This is a genomic window from Streptomyces sp. NBC_00234, assembly GCF_036195325.1.
Classification (GTDB): Bacteria; Actinomycetota; Actinomycetes; order Streptomycetales; family Streptomycetaceae; genus Streptomyces.
Genome location: NZ_CP108101.1, coordinates 4,053,414 through 4,072,169, shown reverse-complemented (window position 1 = coordinate 4,072,169; position 18,756 = coordinate 4,053,414). Strand labels below are relative to the sequence as shown.

The following is an 18,756-nucleotide window of genomic DNA, read 5'->3' as shown; positions in this document are numbered from 1 at the left end:
ATCGGGAATTGATGGCGGACAGCCGGCAGGCGGGGGAGGCGGCGTTCCATGGGTGAGAGCGATACGACTGCACGGGGGAAGCGGGCTGCGACGGGTGCCGCACGCATTCCGGTCGTGCCCGGGTTCGCGCGGCGCGCGGCTCTGGGCACGCCGGCCGCACCAGGGGCCAACGGTTCGCCGAAGGCGGCCGGCAAGGCGCTGAGAGCCGAGGTGGCGCGGTCGGCGCACAGCTCACTGGTCCTTCCTCCCGGTCGGCCCGATGCCGTCCAGGCGGTCGAGGAGTCCAACCGGGGCCGCGTGCCAGGTCTGACGCCGATCAGGGTGGGTCGGATGGCGGCCACTCCGTTCGCGTTCATGCGCGGCTCGGCGGGGCTGATGGCCCACGACCTGATGGGCACGCCGGTCACCGGAGTGGGCGCGCAGATCTGCGGAGACGCGCATGCGGCCAACTTCGGTCTGTACGGGGACGCGCGGGGAAACCTCGTCATCGATCTGAACGACTTCGACGAGACCGTCTTCGGCCCGTGGGAGTGGGACCTCAAGCGGCTTGCCACCTCTCTCGTGCTCGCAGGCCGCGAGGCGGGCGCCGACGAGGACACCTGCCGGAAGGGCGCGTACGACACCGTGGGCGCGTACCGCCGGACGATGCGGCTGCTGGCCGGACTGCCCGCGCTCGACGCGTGGAACGCGATCGCCGACGAGGAGCTCGTCTCGCACACCGACGCGCGGGACCTCGTCGGGACGCTGCAGCGGGTCTCGGAGAAGGCGCGCAACAACACGAGTGCCCGCTTCGCCGCCAGGTCCACGGAGGACTCCGGGGACGGAGGACGCCGTTTCATCGACGCGCCGCCGGTGCTGCGCCGAGTGCCCGACGAGGAGGCGGCGGCCGTCGCGGCGGGGCTCGGCGACTACCTGGGCACGATCTCCGAGGACAGGGTGCCGCTGCTGGCCCGGTACGCGATTCACGACGTGGCGTTCCGGGTGGTTGGCACGGGAAGCGTCGGGACGCGGTCCTACGTGGTGCTGCTGCTGGATCATCGGGGCGAGCCGTTGGTCCTGCAGGTGAAGGAGGCCCGGCCCTCCGCGCTTGCGCCGTATCTTCCGCAGGTCGGCTTCGATGTGGCCGAGATCGCCCACGAAGGGCGCCGGGTGGTGCTCGGGCAGAAGCGGATGCAGGTCGTCAGCGACATACTGCTCGGCTGGGCCGAGGTCGACGGGAGGCCCTTCCAGGTCCGCCAGTTCAGGAACCGCAAGGGCAGCGTCGATCCGGCCGCGCTCGCGGCCGATCAGGTCGACGACTACGGGCGGATGACCGGTGCGCTGCTGGCGCGCGCGCATGCCCACAGCGCCGACCCGCGACTGCTGGCTGCCTACTGCGGCAAGAACACCGAGCTGGACGAGGCGATGGCGGCCTTCGCGGTGACGTATGCCGACCGGACGGAGGCGGATCACGCCGAGCTGGTGCGGGCCGTCGCGGCCGGGCGAATAGCTGCCGAGCTCGGCGTCTGACGGAGATCGCGGAGGCCGGGGCGTCCCCGGGGTGCCTGTCCTGGCCATACGCTGGACGGGTGACCCACGAAGCCGCCGGGGTGCCGACCACCCGGAACGATGATGACCGGCAGGACAACGACCGGCAGGACGAGCTGCATCACGCGCAGGACGCGTCGCAGGGCGACCGGCAGGACGGGCCGTCCGATGCCCAGGGCGAGCCGCAGGCCGGTCCGTCCGGTGCCGCGGACGGCGCCGCCTCGGCGCAGGGAGGCGCGGCTTCGGCCTCTGACTCGCCCTCTGCCTCTGCCTCTGCCTCTGAGGAGGGTGCGGCGCCTCGTCCCGAGGAGCGGCTCGCGAAGGCGGTGCGGGTGGCCGAGCAGGCGTTGATCGAGTTCGAGATCGCGGTGGAGACCTTCCGGGTCGAGGTCGAGAACTTCTCCCGGCTGCACCACCAGAAGCTCGGACCGATGTACGCCCGGCTCGACGAGCTGGACGCGTTGATCGCCGAAGCCCGTGCGAACCGGACCGGGGATCCTGAGGATCTGCGCAAGGCCCAGGAGGCGCGGGCGATCGTCATGCCGATGCCAGGGGTCGAGGAGCTGTTCCACGACTGGATGGACTCCGACGGTCTGTCCCCCGAGGCCGCGGCGATGCTCACCGAACAGCCCGTCCGGCCGCCCAAGCGGGTCAGGCCCAGCGAGGAGGCCCGCAAGCTCTACCGCGAGCTGGCACGCAAGGCGCACCCGGACCTGGCGCCGGACGAGAAGGAGCGGGAGCGCCGCGACGAGTTCATCACCCGTGTGAACGCGGCTTACGGGCGTGGGGACGAGGCACTGCTGCGGGAACTGGCCCAGGAGTGGGAGGCGGGACCGGTCGCCCCGGAGGCCCGCTTCAGCGAGAGCGAAGAGCTGTACGCCCGGCTGGACTGGCTCAGCCGGCGCAAGGAACTGCTGACGGTGCTGGCCCAGGAGCTGGAGCAGAGCGCCATCGGATCGATGCTGCGGATGGCACCGGAGGATCCCGACCGGTTGCTGGAGGACATCGGCGAGAAGCTGCTGGCCGAGGTTTCTCAGCGGGAGGCCGAGCTGGCGGGCCTGGTGCAGTAGCGTTCCTGGTGTCCCTGCCGCGTACGTACGAGAGAAGGCATGACCCATGAATTTCGCCCCGCTGCCCTCGGTGGATGTCTCGGCGGTGCCGTCGGACGGCTTCGTGCTGGACGTCCGGGAGGACGACGAGTGGGCGGCCGGGCATGTCGAGGGCGCGCTGCACATTCCGATGAGTGACTTCGTGGGCCGTTTCGGCGAGCTGACCGAGGCGGCCGAGGACGGTCGGCGCGTGCACGTGATGTGCCGCGTCGGCGGCCGGTCGGCCCAGGTCACGCAGTACCTGGTCCAGCAGGGCATCGACGCGGTGAACATCGACGGCGGGATGCACGCCTGGGACGGTGCCGGGCGGCCGATGGTCGCGGACGGCACGAGCCCGGCCTTCGTCCTCTGAGAGTTCGTTCCCCGGGAGATCAGCCGAGGGGGTGGGCGGCCAGCAGGTCGCCCAGTGCCTCCTCGTGGGCCGCTGCCGGTCCCAGGGAGAGCTCGATCTGCTTCGCCCAGGCGTGGAAGCGGTGCAGGGGGTAGTCGGTGTCCGCGCCGATGCCGCCGTGCAGGTGCTGCGCCGTCTGTACGACGCGGCGGACGCCTTCCGAGGCCCAGATCTTCGCCACGGCGATGTCCCCGGCAGCGGGCAGGGCTCCGTCGGCCTCGGTGGAGATCCGCCAGGCTGCCTGCCAGAGGGTCACTTCCATGGCCCGCAGATCGATGTAGCGGTCGGCGGTCTGTACGGCGACTGCTTGGAACGTGGCCACGGGAAAGCCGAACTGTTCCCGCTTGCCCGTGTACGCGCTCGTCATGGCGAGCACACGCTCGCCCAGGCCGAGTGCCAGTGCGCAGGTCCCGGTCGTGAGCACGTTCCGCAGCCCTTCCCAGGCGTCCGCGGCTTCGATCAGCTCGTGTTCGGCGATGCGGACCGCGTCGAGCCGGACCTCGGCGAAGCGCTCGCCGCTGGTGGACACCTGCTCGTCGAGGACGACGCCCTCGTGCGTACGCCGGACCAGGGCCAGGACGGTTCGTCCCTCGGGCGTGTGGGCGGGCACCGCGATCCAGTCCGCGCACTGAGCCCACGGAACCGCCGACTGCACTCCGTCGAGCACCCATCCCGCCCCGGCTGCGGTCCCCGTCCCTGTCCCGCTCTGCGGGGCCCGGCGGGCCACGACCGCGAGCTCTGCCGGGTCGTGGCCGGTGCGGCCGTTGGCCCCCGCGGTGAGGACCAGCTCGCCGCGCCCGAACGCCGGCAGCAGCTCCGCCGCCAGCGCGGGGGCGCCGTACCGCTGAACGGTCATGGCGACCGCGCTGCCCTCCAGCAGGGGCACCCGAGCCAGCACCCTGGCCGACTCCCGCAGCACCAGGCAGAGCGCGACCAGGTCGAGACCGGCCCCGCCGTGTCCCGGTGCCAGCGTGAGGCCGAGCAGATCGGTGCGGGCGAGACCGGCCCACAGCGGCCGGTCCATGTCCTCGGCCACCGCCCCCGGAGTCAGGGCCGGGCTGGGGACACCGTCGGGTGCGACGTCGGCGAAGACCGACTTCGCCGCCTCGACGACCGCCTGCTGTTCCTCGGTGAAGGTGAAGTCCACTGTTCCGGCCTCCCGCGAACCGTAGTGTCCCTGAACCGTTGGGCCCACAGCAGGACCTGACGGCTCGTCAAGATAGAACAGGTTCTAGGAGAAGGGAACAGTGCGGTGCCCCGGCGCCGCGGCGGTCAGCGGTCGAAGTCGAGCTCCACCTCCGGGGTGACCGGGTGCGACTGGCAGGCCAGGACGAAGCCCGCCTCCGTCTCCTCCGGCTCCAGCGCGAAATTGCGGTCCATCCGCACCTCGCCCGACACGAGGAACGCGCGGCATGTGCCGCACACCCCGCCCTTGCATGCGTACGGGGCGTCGGAGCGGCTGCGCAGCACCGTCTCCAGCAGCGATTCGGCGTCCTGCACCGGCCAGCTTCCCGAGCGGCCGTGGAGGGTCGCGGTCAGGGTGCTGTCCGCAGGCGCGTCGATCCGTGCGGCAGGGGCCGGAACGTCCTCGACGTGGAAGATCTCCTGGTGGATCCGGGCACGGTCCACGCCCAGCTCCCGCAGCGCCTTGTCGGCGCCCTGCACCAGTCCCAGCGGCCCGCAGAGGAACCAGCCGTCCACGTCCGCGACGGTCAGCAGCGCAGGCAGCAGACCGGTGAGACGCTCCCGGTCGAGGCGGCCTGCCGGAAGGCCGGCCGACTGCTCCTCCCGGGAGAGTGCCGTGACCAGCTGGAAACGGCCGGGATAGCGGTCCTTGAGGTCCGCCACCTCGTCGAGGAACATCGTCGAGGCCGCGGTCCGGTCGCTGCGGATCAGACAGAACCGGGCCAGGGGTTCGCGGGCCAGCACGGTCGCCGCGATCGACAGCACCGGGGTGATACCGCTGCCGCCGACGACGGCGGCGAAGAAGCCGGGGCGTGGCCGAAGCACGAAGCGGCCCATCGGAGGCATCGCCTCCACCTGGTCACCGACGGCCAGTTCCTTGAGGGCGTACGTGGAGAACGCCCCACCGTCGACCATGCGGATGCCGACGCGCAGCACCGGGGCGTCCGGTGCCTCGGTCGCGGGCGCGCAGATCGAGTACGACCGGCGGATCTCCTCGCCGCCGAGGGTGTAGCGCACGTTGAGGTGCTGGCCCGGGATGTGGCGGAAGGTCTCGCGCAGTTCGGGCGGCACGGCGAACGTGACGGCCACCGCATCGTCCGTGATCCGTTCGATCGCGCTGACCCGGAGCGGATGGAACATCTACAACTCCTTGAAGTGGTCGAACGGTTCGCGGCAGGCCACGCAGCGGCGCAGCGCCTTGCACGCGGTGGAGGAGAACCGGCTCAGCAGTTCCGTGTCGGTCGACCCGCAGTGCGGGCAGCGGACCGCCAGTGTCAGAGGCACCGGACCGCCCGCCGCGCCCTGGGGGCGCGGGGGCGCGATACCGAACTCGGAGAGCTTGCGCCGCCCCTCGTCGCTGATGTCGTCCGTCGACCACGCGGGGGCGAGGACGGTGACCACCGAGACGTCCTTCACTCCGTGGTCGTGCAGCACGCGCTCGATGTCGGCGGACATGGTCTCGATCGCCGGGCAGCCCGTGTACGTCGGGGTGAGCCGCACCGTGACGCTGTCCGGGCCGTCCACCTGGACACCGCGGAGCACACCGAGCTCGTCCAGGGTCAGGACGGGAAGCTCGGGGTCGGGTACGGCGCCCGCGAGCCTGTGCAGCTCCGCTTCCAGACGGGTCTCGGTCACCATGACGCCCCCGGGTGACTGCGGTGCAGGTGCTGCATCTCGGCGATCATCCTGCCGAAGGGCTCGGTGTGCAGCCCCTGCCGTCCGGCCCCGGCCTGCCACGCGCCGGACCGCGGTCCTTCCGGGACGGTGAGAGTGGCCCGCTCCACCACGTCCGTCACGGCCGCGAGCCAAGTGGCCCCGAGATCCTGCCAGTCGAGGTCGATGCCCTCCACGGGCTGGAAGAGCTCGCCGGTGAAGCGCCACAGGGCGTCGAGTCCGCTCTGCATGCGCTCGTGGCTCTCGTCCGTCCCGTCGCCGAGGCGCAGGGTCCACTGCTCGGCGTGGTCGCGGTGGTAGGCGACTTCCTTGACCGCCTTCGCCGCGAGGTCCGCGAACTCGCCCTCCCCGGCGGCCAGCCGCTCGTACAGCAGGTGCTGGTAGACGGAGAAGTAGAGCTGCCGGGCGATGGTGTGGGCGAAGTCGCCGTTCGGCTGCTCGACCAGCTGCACGTTGCGGAAGGCGCGCTCCTCGCGGAGGTAGGCGAGTTCGTCCTCGTCGCCCACGAGCGAGAGCAGCACACGTGCCTGCCCGAGCAGGTCCAGGGCGATGTTGGCGAGAGCCACTTCCTCTTCCAGGACAGGGGCGTGGCCTGCCCACTCTCCCAGCCGGTGCGAGAGCACCAGCGCGTCGTCGCCGAGGGCGAGGGCCGCGGTCACAGGTGCTTCACCCCTTCCGGGATCTCATAGAACGTGGGGTGCCGGTAGGGCTTGTCGCCGGCCGGTTCGAAGAAGGAGTCCTTCTCGTCCGGCGACGAGGCCGTGATCTCCGTGGAGGGCACCACCCAGATGGAGACGCCCTCGGAGCGGCGGGTGTACAGGTCGCGTGCGTTCCGGAGGGCCATTTCGGCGTCCGGGGCGTGCAGGCTGCCTGCGTGGGTGTGGGACAGTCCGCGCCGTGAGCGCACGAACACCTCCCACAGCGGCCAGTCGGTCGAGCTGCTCATGCCGTCGCCTCCCCGGGCTGTGCGGTCGTTCCGGTGTGCCCGGGCCGTCCTGTGGTGTGTTTCGTCGCGTATGCCGCGGCCGCGTCGCGGACCCAGGCACCTTCTTCGTGAGCCGTGCGCCGCTGGGTGAGGCGCTGCTCGTTGCAGGGCCCGTTGCCCTTGAGGACCTCCTGGAACTCCGTCCAGTCGATGGCCCCGAAGTCGTGCCGGCCCAGCTCCTTGTTCCACCGGATGTCCGGGTCGGGGAGGGTGAGCCCGAGTGCCTCGGCCTGCGGGACGCAGATGTCCACGAAGCGTCTGCGCAGCTCGTCGTTGGAGTGGCGCTTGATCTTCCAGGCCATCGACTGCTCCGAGTGCGCCGACGCGTCGTCCGGCGGGCCGAACATCATCAGGGACGGCCACCACCAGCGGTTCACCGCGTCCTGGGCCATCTCGTGCTGGGCCGCGGTCCCCCGGCTGAGGGCGAGCAGCAGCTCGTACCCCTGCCGCTGGTGGAAGGACTCCTCCTTGCAGATCCGGACCATCGCGCGGGCGTACGGACCGTAGGAGCAGCGGCAGAGCGGCACCTGGTTGGTGATCGCGGCGCCGTCCACCAGCCAGCCGATCGCGCCGACGTCCGCCCAGGTCAGCGTCGGGTAATTGAAGATCGACGAATACCGCTGGCGCCCCGCGTGGAGCTTGTCGAGCAGCTCCTCGCGGCTCGTGCCCAGGGTCTCCGCCGCGCTGTACAGATACAGCCCGTGTCCCGCCTCGTCCTGGACCTTGGCCATCAGGATCGCTTTGCGGCGCAGCGAGGGCGCGCGCGTGATCCAGTTGGCCTCGGGCTGCATCCCGATGATTTCCGAGTGGGCGTGCTGGGCCATCTGGCGGACCAGCGAGGCCCTGTACGCCTCCGGCATCCAGTCACGCGGCTCGATTCGGTCGTCCGCCGCCACCGCGGCGTCGAACACCGCGGTGCGTGCCGCGTCCTGCGCCGTGTCCGCCGCGCCTGCTGCCCTGTGCTTCTGCTGGTCCGCAGTCACTGCCGCCATCCCGGGCTCCCTACCGACCGATCGTTCGGTTCAATGACTTCAATGGTGAGTCGGCGGCCCGTAGGGTGTCAACCCTGTGGATAACTGAGTGGTGATCGACGGTGATCGGGGCGGGATGGTTGCGGACCACGGCGGGGGCGCCGAGAGCGAGCGGAAGGCGGCCTGGCCGGAGGCGGTGAGCCACCGGGCGGACGGGCCCGGCGAGGGTGAGACCACCGGAACGGGCCAGGTCGGAGGCCAGGAGACCGTTCGGGCGACCGGTCAGGTCCCCAGGCAGGACACCCGGCGGGAGGCATCCCCGGATGCTTCGGCGGATGGGCATGCCGGCTCACCGGATGCTTCCGCGGACCGTACGGCGGATTCGCCGGATGCCTCGCCCGAAGCCGATTCGGACGCCGGAGATGTCGTCTCCGGAGCCGCTGGTGCCCGCGGAGGCGGGATAGCCGCGCTCTCGCGTCCGTACCAGGTCATTGCCGCCCTGGCGCTGTCCGTCATCGGGGTGCTGGGCGCCGTACACCTGGCCATGGTGTTTCTGCACGTCGCGCCGTCCAACACCCTCACGAAGCAGCACGGCGAGGCGATAGACGACTGGATCTACCCGGAGTTCGAGCAGAACTGGAAACTGTTCGCTCCCAATCCGCTCCAGCAGAACATCGCCGTACACGTGCGCGCCGACGTGGCAGGGGCCGACGGCCGCCGCACCACTCCCTGGATGAGCCTGTCGGGTGAGGACGGAGAGGCGATACGGGGAAACCTTCTCCCCAGCCACGTCGACCAGAACGAGCTCCGCCGCGCGTGGGACTTCTTCCTGAACTCCCACGACAGCGAGAACCGCTCCACCGGCATGCGTGGAGACCTCTCCGAGCGCTACATCCGCCGCATCGTGATGCTGCGGCTCGGCGAGCACGACTACGGCGGCACCGTCGAGCGCATCCAGGTCCGCTCCTCCGTACGCTCCGTTCCGGCACCGCCGTGGAGCGAGGAGAGGATCAGCACCCGGCCCAACTACCGCGTGCTCCCCTGGTGGACTGTCGACCCTGCCGATCTTCCCGAGAGCGACGGAGCGGCGCGGGCGTCGCACGGTGAGGAGACGGACAAGTGAGCACTCCCACCGAGATGCGGGACACCGGCCGGAACCCCGGGCCCGACAGCAAGCTCGCCCGCGGGATCCAGCGCGTCACGGCCGCCGCCCTGGGGCCGTACCAGAGCGCCGTCATCCGGATCGGTTTCTCCGCCACGTACCTGCTGTTCCTGCTGCGCGAGTTCCCGCACCGCCACGAGATGTACGGCCCCGACGGGCCGTGGCAGTGGGGCATGGCGGAGCAGCTCATAGCGAACAACGGCGCTTTCAGCGTGCTCATGTGGTCGGACAGCACGGTGTGGTTCGAGATCGTCTACGCGCTCGCGCTGGTCTCGGCCGTTCTTCTCCTGGTCGGCTGGCGCAGCCGGACCATGTCCGTCCTCTTCATGGTCGGCGTGCTGTCCCTCCAGAACCGCAGCATCTTCATGGGTGACGGCGGCGACAACGTCATCCACCTGATGGCGATCTACCTCACGCTGACCCGGTGCGCACAGGTGTGGTCGCTGGACGCGCGGCGGGCGGCGCGCAACGCCGCGCGTGCGGCCGACGGGCTCGTGCCGGTACGGGACGTGGCGGGTCCGGTTCTCTGGGCCGTGCTCGGCCCCGTCCTGCTGGTGAGCACGTTCATGGGCGGACTCGGCGACACCGTGTGGCTGCCGGCACTCCTGTGGGTGCTGTGGGTGGGGCACGGCGCCTGGTGGGCCGTGAACCGGTTCGCACCGGCCGGTGAGCCGCGCACGCTGCTCGACGTCCTGGCCAACCTGGCCCACAACGCCACGCTCGTCGTGATCATGGCCGAGGTCTGTCTGATCTACGCGACGGCGGGCTGGTACAAGATCCAGGGTTCGCGCTGGCAGGACGGTACGGCGCTCTACTATCCGCTCAAGCTGGACTACTTCACTCCGTGGCCCTGGCTTTCGGATCTCCTTGCGGCCAGTGGGCTGATGGTGATGGTGCTGACGTACGGCACGGTCATCGTGCAGGTCGCCTTCCCGTTCACCCTGTTCAACCGACGGGTCAAGAACGTGCTGCTGGTCGCCATGATCGGTGAGCACGCCGGAATCGCCCTGCTGCTCGGACTGCCCTTCTTCTCGATGGCGATGATCGCCGCGGACGCCGTGTTCCTGCCGACGGTCTTCCTCGTGTGGCTCGGCGGCCGGGTCACGCTCACGCGCGAGCGGCTCTTCTCCCGCCGTGTGCGCAAGGGTCTGGTACCTGGCCAGGTACGGGCCGGAGACGGCGAGGGGGAGGTCCCGCAGCACAGCGGCGGCGGGGGCCATACGCTCGTCGGGTGAGCAGCGAGAACGGCAGTACCGAAGAGCGCCCCCTGACGCCGGCCTCCGACCCGTCGGCGGAACCGATCCAGTACGACGACGGGTACGGGCCGGAGATCGGCGTCGGGCCGCATCCCCTGCCGTGGCCCGAGGGCGAGCGGTACGACCCCGAGCTGCTCGCCCATGGAGACCGGCGCAACGTCGGCGACGCGTACCGGTACTGGACGCGGGAGGCGATCGTCGCCGATCTCGATCTGCGGCGGCACGACTTCCACGTGGCGGTGGAGAACTGGGGCCACGACTTCAACATCGGGTCGGTGGTGCGTACCGCCAACGCCTTCCTCGCGAAGGAGATCCACATCGTGGGGCGGCGGCGGTGGAACCGGCGGGGCGCCATGGTCACCGATCGCTACCAGCACGTGCGGCATCACCCCGACACCGAGGACCTGACCGCCTGGGCGGCGTCCGAGGGGCTGCCGATCATCGGGATCGACAACCTTCCCGGTGCCGTGCCGCTGGAGCGGACGGAGCTGCCGCGACGCTGTGTCCTGCTCTTCGGGCAGGAAGGGCCGGGGCTCACGGAGGAGGCGCGCAAACACGCCACGATGGTGTGCTCGATCGCGCAGTTCGGCTCGACGCGGTCGATCAACGCGGGGGCCGCGGCGGCCATCGCGATGCACGCCTGGGTACAGCGGTACGCGGATGTTCCGGCGGCCGGGGAGCCCGGGTAACCGAGAGCCCCCGGACCCCCGCTCCCCGAACGCCGAGAGGCGTACGGGGGCGGGGTCCGGAAGGGCTGACGGGAGGGGCCGCCGGGGGCGGGGTGCCGCTTACGCCTGGCGGCGGACTTCCACCACTCGGAAGCGGTTCGAGACGAACGCGCCGTCGCACAGGGCCGCGTTCGCCGCAGGGTTGCCGCCCGAGCCGTGGAAGTCCGAGAACGCCGCGGTCTGGTTGACGTACACCCCGCCGGTCAGGTTCAGCGAGAGCTGGGCCGACTCCTCGAAGCAGACGTTCTCGATGTCGCGCTCGACCTCCGGCGACGTGGTGTACGCGCCGACCGTCATCGCTCCCTTGTCGCGCACCGTGCGCCTCAGCAGCGCCACCGCGTCCTTCGTCGAGTCGACCGCGACCGCGAACGAGACCGGGCCGAAGCACTCCGACAGATAGGCCGCACCGTCGTCGGGCTTGGTGCCGTCGAGCTTGACGATCACCGGCGTACGGACCACCGCGTCGGGGAAGTCGGGGTTGGCCACCGTCCGCGAGGGCAGGGCCACGTCGCCCAGCTCCGCGGCGCCTTCCACCCTGGCCTTCACGTCCGGGTTGACCAGGGCGCCGAGCAGGGCGCCGGCCCGGGCGTCGTCGCCGAGGAGGCCGGTGACAGCGGCGGCGATGTCCGTGACCACGTCCTCGTAGGACTTGTCGCCCGCGTCCGTCGTGATGCCGTCGCGGGGGATCAGCAGATTCTGCGGGGTGGTGCACATCTGGCCGCTGTAGAGCGAGAGCGAGAAGGCCAGGTTGGAGAGCATGCCGCGGTAGTCGTCGGTGGAGTCGATGACGACCGTGTTGACGCCGGCCTTCTCCGTGTAGACCTGTGCCTGGCGGGCGTTGGCCTCCAGCCAGTCGCCGAAGGCGGTGGACCCGGTGTAGTCGATGATCTTGACTTCGGGGCGCAGCGCCAGGGTCTTGGCGATGCCCTCCCCCGGCCGCTCGGCGGCCAGGGCGATCAGGTTCGGGTCGAAGCCGGCCTCGGTGAGGACCTCGCGCGCCAGCTGCACGGTGAGCGCGAGCGGAAGCACCGCGCGCGGGTGCGGCTTGACCAGGACCGGGTTACCGGTGGCGAGGGAGGCGAAGATGCCGGGGTAGCTGTTCCACGTCGGGAAGGTGTTGCAGCCGATCAGCAGCGAGATGCCACGGCCCGCCGCGGTGAACGACTTGCGCAGCTGGAGCGGGTCGCGCTTGCCCTGGGGCTTGGACCAGTCGGCGTTCTGCGGGGTGCGGATCTGCTCCGCGTACGCGTACGCCACCGCTTCCAGACCGCGGTCCTGGGCGTGCGGGCCGCCCGCCTGGAACGCCATCATGAACGCCTGGCCGCTGGTGTGCATCACGGCGAGGGCCAGCTCGTGGGTGCGGGCGCTGATCCGGGACAGGATCTCCAGGCAGACCAGGGCCCTGGTCTCCGGACCCGCCTCGCGCCAGGCACCCATGCCCGCGCTCATGGCCGGCAGCAGCACGTCCAGATCGGCGTGGGGGTACTCGACGCCGAGCTCCGGCCCGTACGGCGAGGTCTCGCCGCCCGTCCATCCGTCGGTGCCGGGCTGGCCGAGGTCGAGCCGGGTGTTCAGCACGGCGTCGAACGCGGCCTTGCCCTCGGCTGCTCCCTGGCTGCCGGGGGCGCCGCCCTCGCCGTACGCCTTGGGGTGCTCGGGGTGCGGGGACCAGTAGGCGCGCGTACGGATGGCGTCGAGGGCCTGGTCGAGCGTCGGTCGATGGGTCTCGGACAGCTGCTGGGGGGAGAGCTCGGCGGCCATGACGGACCAACTCCTCATCGAGCTGGGCAGGGACGGGCGGACGGAGTTAGAGTAACCGAACGATCGGTCGGGGCAAGGGCCCCCGGGAAACCTGTGGACAACTCATGGGGGAGGATCGCGGGCATGACTACGGCCAAGCGGGACACGTACACGCCTGAGACGCTCCTCACCGTGGCCGTTCGCGTCTTCAACGAGCGTGGCTACGACGGCACCTCGATGGAGCACCTCTCCAAGGCGGCCGGCATCTCCAAGTCGTCCATCTACCACCATGTGAGTGGCAAGGAAGAGCTGCTGAGGAGGGCCGTCAGCCGGGCGCTCGACGGGCTCTTCGGGATTCTCGACGAGTCCGGCGCGACGCGGGGGCGCACGATCGACCGGGTCGAATACGTCACGCGCCGCACCGTCGAGGTGCTGATGACCGAACTGCCCTACGTCACGCTGCTGCTGCGCGTGCGGGGCAACACGAAGACCGAGCGCTGGGCCCTGGAGCGGCGGCGCGAATTCGACCAGCGGGTCTCGGAGCTGCTCAAGGCGGCCGTGGCGGACGGTGATCTCCGTGCCGACGTGGACATACGCCTGGCCACTCGGCTGCTCTTCGGGATGGTGAACTCCCTGGTCGAGTGGTACCGCCCGCAGCCCGGCGGCTCCTCGGAGGCGGAACAGCTCGCGGACACGGTGGTGCAGCTGGCCTTCGAGGGGATGCGCGTCACTCGCTGATCAGGCCCTGGGCCGGATCCGTGGGGCGGTCGGTCCCCGGACCGAGGTCGGTCTCCTCGAACACCAGGAGGGTGCGGGTCGAGAGCACCTCGGGTATCGCCTGAATCCTGGTGAGGACCAGCTCGCGCAGCGCCCGGTTGTCCGGGGTGTGCACGAGGAGCAGTACGTCGAAATCGCCGCTGACCAGCGCGATATGGGTGGCCCCGGGTAGCGCCTGCAACTGCTCGCGCACCGTGCGCCACGAGTTCTGGACGATCTTGAGCGTGATGTACGCGGAGGCGCCGTGCCCCGCCCGCTCATGGTCCACCCGTGCGCTGAAGCCCCGGATCACCCCGTCCTCGACGAGCCGGTTGATGCGGGCGTACGCGTTGGCCCGCGAGACGTGGACGCGGTCGGCGACCGACCGTATCGAGGCGCGGCCGTCCGTCCGCAGGATGCGGAGGATGTCGCGGTCGATGGAGTCGAGCGGCCGGGCGGGCGGAACGGGGCAGGGCTCCTCGCCCCTCTCGGCCATTTGTTCAGACGCCATCTCCCCGTGCCTCCCTGTGGTGGACGACCTGCCTCTATCCCAGGCTGTGGAGAACCGTTTGTCCACAGGCTGACGGCGCCTGTAGCCAAAATGCCGCCGCGACCGAACAATCGGTAGGTGAGGCACACCACACCCGTGTCTCGTCTACCCCTCGACATTTCGACATATTTCGACACCCCTCGATATACCTCGATGCCAGGAGGTGCTTCTCATGACGGTCCAAGAGCTGCCCGGCGCGGCTGCCTACCGGCCCACGCCGCCCCCGGCCTGGAAGCCGCTGACCGACCCGGCGCCGCTGCTCCCGGACCCCGAGCCGCACCGCGTGCTCGGCACGGACGCGGCGGCAGGCGCGGATCCCGGTCTGCTGCTGCGGCTCTACGCCGAGCTCGTGCGCGGGCGCCGGTACAACGTGCAGGCCACGGCCCTGACCAAGCAGGGCCGGCTCGCCGTCTACCCGTCGAGCACCGGGCAGGAGGCGTGCGAGATCGCCGCTGCGCTCGTGCTGGAGGAGCAGGACTGGCTCTTCCCCAGCTACCGCGACACCCTCGCGGCCGTGGCGCGCGGACTCGACCCCGTCGAGGCGCTGACTCTTCTGCGCGGCGACCGGCACACCGGATACGACCCGCGCGAGCACCGCATCGCCCCGCTCTGCACCCCGCTGGCCACCCAGCTGCCGCATGCCGTGGGCCTGGCCCACGCGGCCCGGCTCAAGGGCGACGACGTGGTCGCGCTCGCCATGGTCGGCGACGGGGGCACCAGTGAGGGTGACTTCCACGAGGCGCTGAACTTCGCGGCTGTCTGGAAGGCGCCGGTCGTCTTCCTCGTTCAGAACAACGGCTTCGCCATCTCCGTCCCGCTCGCCAAGCAGACGGCCGCGCCCTCCCTGGCCCACAAGGCCGTGGGTTACGGGATGCCGGGACGGCTGGTCGACGGCAACGACGCGGCGGCCGTGCACGAGGTGCTCGCCGACGCGGTGGCCCGCGCCCGCCGCGGTGAGGGTCCGACGCTGGTCGAGGCCGTCACCTACCGCATGGACGCCCATACGAACGCCGACGACGCCACGCGGTACCGCGTGGACAGCGAGGTCGAGGCATGGCGGGCGCACGACCCGATCCTGCTCCTGGAGCGGGAGCTGACCGGGCGGGGACTGCTGGACGAGGACGGCATCGTGGCGGCGAAGGAGGCGGCGGACGTGATGGCCGCCGGACTGCGCGAGCGGATGAACGCCGATCCGGTGCTCGACCCGATGAGCCTGTTCACGCACGTCTATGCGGAACAGACCGAGCAGCTGCGCGAGCAGGCGGCCCGCCTGCGTGTCGAGCTGGATGCCGAGCAGGACCAGCACGACGACAATGCGGAGGAACGGCGATGACGACCGCAGCGGCGGTTCCCGGCGCACAGACGGGGAAGCCCAAGCCGGCCACCATGGCGCAGGCCCTCGGGCGTGCGCTGCGCGACTCGATGGCCGAGGACCCGTCGGTCCACGTCCTCGGTGAGGACGTCGGCACGCTCGGCGGGGTCTTCCGGATCACCGACGGCCTGGCGAAGGAGTTCGGCGACGACCGTTGTACGGACACACCGCTGGCCGAGGCGGGAATCCTGGGCGCGGCCGTCGGTATGGCGATGTACGGGCTGCGGCCCGTGGTGGAGATGCAGTTCGACGCCTTCGCCTATCCGGCGTTCGAGCAGCTGATCAGCCATGTCGCCAAGATGCGCAACCGGACCCGGGGCGCCATGCCGCTGCCGATCACGGTGCGGGTGCCGTACGGCGGGGGAATCGGCGGGGTTGAGCACCACAGCGACTCCTCCGAGGCGTACTACATGGCCACCCCCGGTCTGCACGTCGTCACTCCGGCCACGGTCGATGACGCGTACGGGCTGCTGAGGGCCTCGATCGCCTCCGACGACCCGGTGATCTTCCTGGAGCCGAAGCGGCTGTACTGGTCGAAGGCCGCCTGGTCGCCGGATGCCCCGGTGCCGGTCGAGCCGATCGGTCGGGCGGTCGTACGACGTTCCGGGCGCAGCGCGACGCTCATCACGTACGGGCCGTCCCTGCCGGTCTGCCTGGAGGCGGCCGAGGCCGCGGTGGCCGAGGGCTGGGATCTCGAAGTCGTGGACCTGCGCTCGCTCGTGCCGTTCGACGACGAGACGGTCGCCGCCTCAGTACGGCGGACGGGCCGTGCCGTGGTCGTCCATGAGTCATCGGGATTCGGCGGCCCCGGCGGGGAGATCGCCGCACGGGTCACGGAGAGGTGCTTCCACCATCTGGAGGCCCCGGTGCTGAGAGTCGCCGGATTCGACATTCCGTATCCGGCGCCGATGCTGGAGCGACACCATTTGCCGGGTGTGGACCGGGTGCTCGACGCGGTGGCCCGTCTGCAGTGGGAGGCGCAGAGCTGATGGCCCAAGTGCTCGAGTTCAAATTGCCCGACCTCGGTGAGGGGCTGACCGAGGCGGAGATCGTGCGCTGGCTGGTGGAGGTCGGCGATGTCGTCGCCATCGACCAGCCGGTCGTCGAGGTCGAGACGGCCAAGGCGATGGTCGAGGTGCCGTGCCCGTACGGGGGTGTGGTGACCGCGCGCTTCGGCGAGGAGGGGACGGAACTCCCCGTCGGAGCACCGCTGCTGACGGTGGCGGTCGGGTCCGCGGACTCCGGTGCGGCGACGCCCGCCAAGGGTTCCGGGACGGCTGGTTCCGGAGCGGCGGGTTCTGGTTCCGGAGCGGCCGAGGCCGAGTCGTCCGGCAACGTGCTGGTGGGTTACGGGACGGGGGCTCCGGCGGCACGTCGTCGCCGGGTGCGGCCCGAGCAGGTGTCGGCACGGCCTGCGACGCCCGAGCCGGCGCCGGTCGCGGAAGAGGTACGGGGGCCGGTGGCCGTCGTCTCGCCGCTCGTACGCAAGCTTGCCCGGCAGCACGACGTCGACCTGCGCCAGGTGAACGGGTCGGGGCGTGACGGGCTGATCCTGCGGGCCGACGTCGAGTCCGCGATCCGGGCCGTGTCGGAGCGGACGGCCGTCCCGGTGGCGGCAGCGGCACCCCTCGCGGCCACGTTGCCGCGGTCGGCGGCCGGTGCCGCCGGTGAGCGGATTCCGCTGCGTGGCGTACGGGGCGCGGTGGCCGACAAGCTGTCGCGCAGCCGGCACGAGATCCCGGATGCGACGTGCTGGGTCGACGCCGACGCCACCGAGCTGATGGCGGCCAGAGCGGCGATGAACGGCGCAGGTGGTCCGTCCGCGGGCCCCAAGGTGTCGGTGCTCGCCCTGCTGGCGCGTATCTGCACGGCGGCTCTGGCCAAGTTCCCCGAGCTCAACTCGACCGTGGACCCGGCCGCCCGGGAGATCGTGCGGCTGCGCGACATCCATCTCGGCTTCGCCGCCCAGACGGATCGCGGGCTGGTCGTACCGGTCGTCCGGGACGCGCAGTCCCGGAACGTCGAGTCGATCGGCGCCGAGATCGCCCGGCTCACGGAATCGGCACGCACGGGGAGCCTGACCCCGGCCGAGCTGACCGGAGGCACGTTCACGCTGAACAACTACGGGGTGTTCGGGGTCGACGGTTCGACGCCGATCATCAACCACCCCGAGGCGGCGATGCTGGGCGTCGGCCGGATCATGCCCAAGCCGTGGGTGCACGGGGGCGAACTGGCCGTGCGCCAGGTCGTCCAGCTCTCGCTCACCTTCGACCACCGGGTGTGCGACGGAGGCACGGCGGGCGGATTCCTCCGGTACGTGGCCGACTGCGTGGAGCAGCCCGCGGTGCTGTTGCGCACGCTGTAGCGGCTGGACGAGAGCGGTGCGGGACCGGACGGCTGTGGGTGTCCGGTCCCTGGGGGATCGGCCGGGGCGGGCTGCACGCATACTCGGGGCATGACCGCCTATGACGCCATCGTCCTTGCCGGAGGGGCCGCCAAACGCCTCGGCGGAGCCGATAAGCCCGGGGTCCGGGTCGGCGGCCGGTCGCTGCTCGACCGGGTCCTCGCGGCCTGCACCGGTGCCGGGACCACCGTGGTGGTGGGCGGCCGGAGGCCGACCGGGCGGCCCGTGACCTGGACACGGGAGACTCCGGCCGGCGGGGGACCGTTGGCGGCGCTCGGCGCCGGGGTGCGTCACACGACGGCGGAGCGGGTTCTCGTACTCTCCGCCGACCTGCCGTTTCTCGGGGCATCCACCGTCGGAGCGCTGCTGGCCGCCGCCGGGCAGGAGGGCCTGGAAGGCGCCCTGTGCGCCGATCCGGGAGGGCGGGACCAGCCGCTGGTCGCGGTCTACCGCGCCGAGCCGCTCCGCCGGGAACTCGCGCTCCTGGCCACCGAGCACGGCAGTCTCGCCGGGCTGCCGCTGCGCCTGCTGACGGCCGAACTGGACCTCGCCCGCGTCGAGGCCGGTCCTCTCGACTCGTTCGACTGCGACACCTGGGAAGACATCGCCACAGCCAGGGCCCGTATCAGGGAGCATGGGACCGTGCTGGACGAATGGATCACCGCAGTCAAGAACGAACTGGGCATCGAGCTGGACGTCGACACCGGCGTACTGCTCGACCTCGCCCGTGATGCCGCGCACGGCGTCGCCCGCCCGGCCGCGCCGCTGACGACCTTCCTGGTCGGTTACGCGGCGGCGAAGGCGAGCAGTGGTGGCGGCCCCGAAGCCGCGGCCGAAGCGGTGGCCGAGGCCAGCCGCAAGGCCGTCGCGCTCGCCCTCCGGTGGGAGGAGGAGGCGGGGGCCACGAACGAGGCCGACCCACAATGACGGGGCATCACGGCACCGG

The 18,756-nt window shown here is 71.1% G+C and carries 19 protein-coding genes; 11 read left to right on the top strand and 8 right to left on the bottom strand.

Annotated elements, in window-relative coordinates:
- Window positions 1–48: 48 nt before the first annotated feature.
- Genes OG230_RS17750 through OG230_RS17740 form a run of 3 tightly spaced genes read left to right on the top strand, consistent with a single transcriptional unit; the run spans window position 49 to window position 2,988 of the window.
- Window positions 49–1,509 carry a DUF2252 domain-containing protein gene (locus OG230_RS17750; protein WP_328911213.1) on the top strand — a complete coding sequence of 487 codons (1,461 nt, stop codon included), beginning with the start codon at window positions 49–51 and terminating at the stop codon, window positions 1,507–1,509.
- Window positions 1,510–1,568: 59 nt separating this feature from the next.
- Complete coding sequence (locus OG230_RS17745) at window positions 1,569–2,597, top strand: J domain-containing protein (RefSeq protein ID WP_328911212.1); 1,029 nt, start codon at window positions 1,569–1,571, stop codon at window positions 2,595–2,597.
- A gap of 46 nt (window positions 2,598–2,643) precedes the next feature.
- A complete protein-coding gene (locus OG230_RS17740; RefSeq protein WP_328911211.1) occupies window positions 2,644–2,988 on the top strand; it encodes a rhodanese-like domain-containing protein in 345 nt (114 codons plus the stop codon).
- Between the two features lie 19 nt (window positions 2,989–3,007).
- Here the strand turns inward: OG230_RS17740 and OG230_RS17735 are convergent, their stop codons facing one another.
- The 6 genes from OG230_RS17735 to paaA all read right to left on the bottom strand — a co-directional run bounded on the left by OG230_RS17735 (window position 3,008) and on the right by paaA (window position 7,863).
- Window positions 3,008–4,174 (bottom strand): acyl-CoA dehydrogenase family protein, encoded by a 1,167-nt coding sequence (locus tag OG230_RS17735; protein ID WP_328911210.1) that lies wholly within the window; start codon window positions 4,172–4,174, stop codon window positions 3,008–3,010.
- A 125-nt stretch (window positions 4,175–4,299) separates the two neighbouring features.
- Complete coding sequence (locus OG230_RS17730) at window positions 4,300–5,352, bottom strand: 2Fe-2S iron-sulfur cluster-binding protein (protein ID WP_328911209.1); 1,053 nt, start codon at window positions 5,350–5,352, stop codon at window positions 4,300–4,302.
- The gene (gene paaD, locus OG230_RS17725; RefSeq protein ID WP_328911208.1) at window positions 5,353–5,850 is read right to left on the bottom strand and encodes a 1,2-phenylacetyl-CoA epoxidase subunit PaaD; all 498 of its coding nucleotides are present in this window, start codon (window positions 5,848–5,850) and stop codon (window positions 5,353–5,355) included. It lies immediately after the preceding gene.
- Entirely contained in the window at window positions 5,844–6,545 is a 702-nt protein-coding gene (paaC, locus tag OG230_RS17720; RefSeq protein ID WP_328911207.1) for a 1,2-phenylacetyl-CoA epoxidase subunit PaaC, read from the bottom strand. Before paaC ends, paaD begins: the two co-directional genes overlap by 7 nt.
- Window positions 6,542–6,832, bottom strand: coding sequence for a 1,2-phenylacetyl-CoA epoxidase subunit PaaB (gene paaB, locus OG230_RS17715; RefSeq protein WP_030972485.1), 291 nt, complete (start codon window positions 6,830–6,832; stop codon window positions 6,542–6,544). The genes paaC and paaB overlap by 4 nt, the downstream gene beginning before the upstream one ends.
- Complete coding sequence (paaA, locus tag OG230_RS17710) at window positions 6,829–7,863, bottom strand: 1,2-phenylacetyl-CoA epoxidase subunit PaaA (RefSeq protein WP_328911206.1); 1,035 nt, start codon at window positions 7,861–7,863, stop codon at window positions 6,829–6,831. The genes paaB and paaA overlap by 4 nt, the downstream gene beginning before the upstream one ends.
- Window positions 7,864–7,978: 115 nt before the next feature.
- Here paaA and OG230_RS17705 point away from each other — a divergent pair, with 115 nt between their 5' ends.
- From OG230_RS17705 to OG230_RS17695, 3 genes are read left to right on the top strand one after another with little or no spacing between them, the layout of a single operon-like run.
- Entirely contained in the window at window positions 7,979–8,965 is a 987-nt protein-coding gene (locus tag OG230_RS17705; protein ID WP_328911205.1) for a DUF5819 family protein, read from the top strand.
- Window positions 8,966–8,979: 14 nt separating this feature from the next.
- On the top strand, window positions 8,980–10,239 hold the full coding sequence (locus OG230_RS17700; protein WP_328911432.1) for an HTTM domain-containing protein: 1,260 nt from the start codon (window positions 8,980–8,982) through the stop codon (window positions 10,237–10,239).
- Window positions 10,236–10,949, top strand: a complete 714-nt coding sequence (locus OG230_RS17695; protein ID WP_328911204.1) for a TrmH family RNA methyltransferase — start codon at window positions 10,236–10,238, stop codon at window positions 10,947–10,949. The genes OG230_RS17700 and OG230_RS17695 overlap by 4 nt, the downstream gene beginning before the upstream one ends.
- Before the next feature lie 99 nt (window positions 10,950–11,048).
- Here OG230_RS17695 and paaN read toward each other — a convergent pair whose 3' ends face one another.
- Window positions 11,049–12,749, bottom strand: coding sequence for a phenylacetic acid degradation protein PaaN (gene paaN, locus OG230_RS17690; protein WP_328911203.1), 1,701 nt, complete (start codon window positions 12,747–12,749; stop codon window positions 11,049–11,051).
- Between the two features lie 123 nt (window positions 12,750–12,872).
- Between paaN and OG230_RS17685 the strand changes: the two genes are divergently transcribed.
- Window positions 12,873–13,466 carry a TetR/AcrR family transcriptional regulator gene (locus tag OG230_RS17685; protein WP_328911202.1) on the top strand — a complete coding sequence of 198 codons (594 nt, stop codon included), beginning with the start codon at window positions 12,873–12,875 and terminating at the stop codon, window positions 13,464–13,466.
- Here OG230_RS17685 and OG230_RS17680 read toward each other — a convergent pair.
- Window positions 13,456–13,995, bottom strand: coding sequence for an Lrp/AsnC family transcriptional regulator (locus tag OG230_RS17680; protein WP_328911201.1), 540 nt, complete (start codon window positions 13,993–13,995; stop codon window positions 13,456–13,458). The two genes, OG230_RS17685 and OG230_RS17680, sit on opposite strands and share 11 nt — an antisense overlap.
- A gap of 211 nt (window positions 13,996–14,206) precedes the next feature.
- Here OG230_RS17680 and pdhA point away from each other — a divergent pair, with 211 nt between their 5' ends.
- The 4 genes from pdhA (at window position 14,207) to OG230_RS17660 (ending at window position 18,737) form a co-directional block, all read left to right on the top strand.
- Window positions 14,207–15,367 carry a pyruvate dehydrogenase (acetyl-transferring) E1 component subunit alpha gene (gene pdhA / locus OG230_RS17675; protein ID WP_328911200.1) on the top strand — a complete coding sequence of 387 codons (1,161 nt, stop codon included), beginning with the start codon at window positions 14,207–14,209 and terminating at the stop codon, window positions 15,365–15,367.
- Window positions 15,364–16,395 carry an alpha-ketoacid dehydrogenase subunit beta gene (locus OG230_RS17670; protein WP_328911199.1) on the top strand — a complete coding sequence of 344 codons (1,032 nt, stop codon included), beginning with the start codon at window positions 15,364–15,366 and terminating at the stop codon, window positions 16,393–16,395. Before pdhA ends, OG230_RS17670 begins: the two co-directional genes overlap by 4 nt.
- Window positions 16,395–17,771, top strand: a complete 1,377-nt coding sequence (locus OG230_RS17665) for a dihydrolipoamide acetyltransferase family protein (protein WP_328911198.1) — start codon at window positions 16,395–16,397, stop codon at window positions 17,769–17,771. Before OG230_RS17670 ends, OG230_RS17665 begins: the two co-directional genes overlap by 1 nt.
- 90 nt (window positions 17,772–17,861) lie before the next feature.
- Complete coding sequence (locus OG230_RS17660) at window positions 17,862–18,737, top strand: NTP transferase domain-containing protein (protein WP_328911197.1); 876 nt, start codon at window positions 17,862–17,864, stop codon at window positions 18,735–18,737.
- Window positions 18,738–18,756: the final 19 nt, after the last annotated feature.

Excerpts from the sequence above, each read along its gene's own strand:
- OG230_RS17685 (WP_328911202.1), top strand. The coding sequence starts at position 12,873 with ATGACTACGGCCAAGCGGGACACGTACACGCCTGAGACGCTCCTCACC.
- OG230_RS17700 (WP_328911432.1), top strand. The coding sequence starts at position 8,980 with ATGCGGGACACCGGCCGGAACCCCGGGCCCGACAGCAAGCTCGCCCGC.
- OG230_RS17665 (WP_328911198.1), top strand. The coding sequence starts at position 16,395 with ATGGCCCAAGTGCTCGAGTTCAAATTGCCCGACCTCGGTGAGGGGCTG.
- OG230_RS17730 (WP_328911209.1), bottom strand. The coding sequence starts at position 5,352 with ATGTTCCATCCGCTCCGGGTCAGCGCGATCGAACGGATCACGGACGAT.
- pdhA (WP_328911200.1), top strand. The coding sequence starts at position 14,207 with ATGACGGTCCAAGAGCTGCCCGGCGCGGCTGCCTACCGGCCCACGCCG.
- OG230_RS17660 (WP_328911197.1), top strand. The coding sequence starts at position 17,862 with ATGACCGCCTATGACGCCATCGTCCTTGCCGGAGGGGCCGCCAAACGC.
- paaB (WP_030972485.1), bottom strand. The coding sequence starts at position 6,832 with ATGAGCAGCTCGACCGACTGGCCGCTGTGGGAGGTGTTCGTGCGCTCA.
- paaN (WP_328911203.1), bottom strand. The coding sequence starts at position 12,749 with ATGGCCGCCGAGCTCTCCCCCCAGCAGCTGTCCGAGACCCATCGACCG.
- paaA (WP_328911206.1), bottom strand. The coding sequence starts at position 7,863 with ATGGCGGCAGTGACTGCGGACCAGCAGAAGCACAGGGCAGCAGGCGCG.
- OG230_RS17670 (WP_328911199.1), top strand. The coding sequence starts at position 15,364 with ATGACGACCGCAGCGGCGGTTCCCGGCGCACAGACGGGGAAGCCCAAG.
- OG230_RS17705 (WP_328911205.1), top strand. The coding sequence starts at position 7,979 with ATGGTTGCGGACCACGGCGGGGGCGCCGAGAGCGAGCGGAAGGCGGCC.
- OG230_RS17740 (WP_328911211.1), top strand. The coding sequence starts at position 2,644 with ATGAATTTCGCCCCGCTGCCCTCGGTGGATGTCTCGGCGGTGCCGTCG.
- paaD (WP_328911208.1), bottom strand. The coding sequence starts at position 5,850 with ATGGTGACCGAGACCCGTCTGGAAGCGGAGCTGCACAGGCTCGCGGGC.
- OG230_RS17750 (WP_328911213.1), top strand. The coding sequence starts at position 49 with ATGGGTGAGAGCGATACGACTGCACGGGGGAAGCGGGCTGCGACGGGT.
- OG230_RS17680 (WP_328911201.1), bottom strand. The coding sequence starts at position 13,995 with ATGGCGTCTGAACAAATGGCCGAGAGGGGCGAGGAGCCCTGCCCCGTT.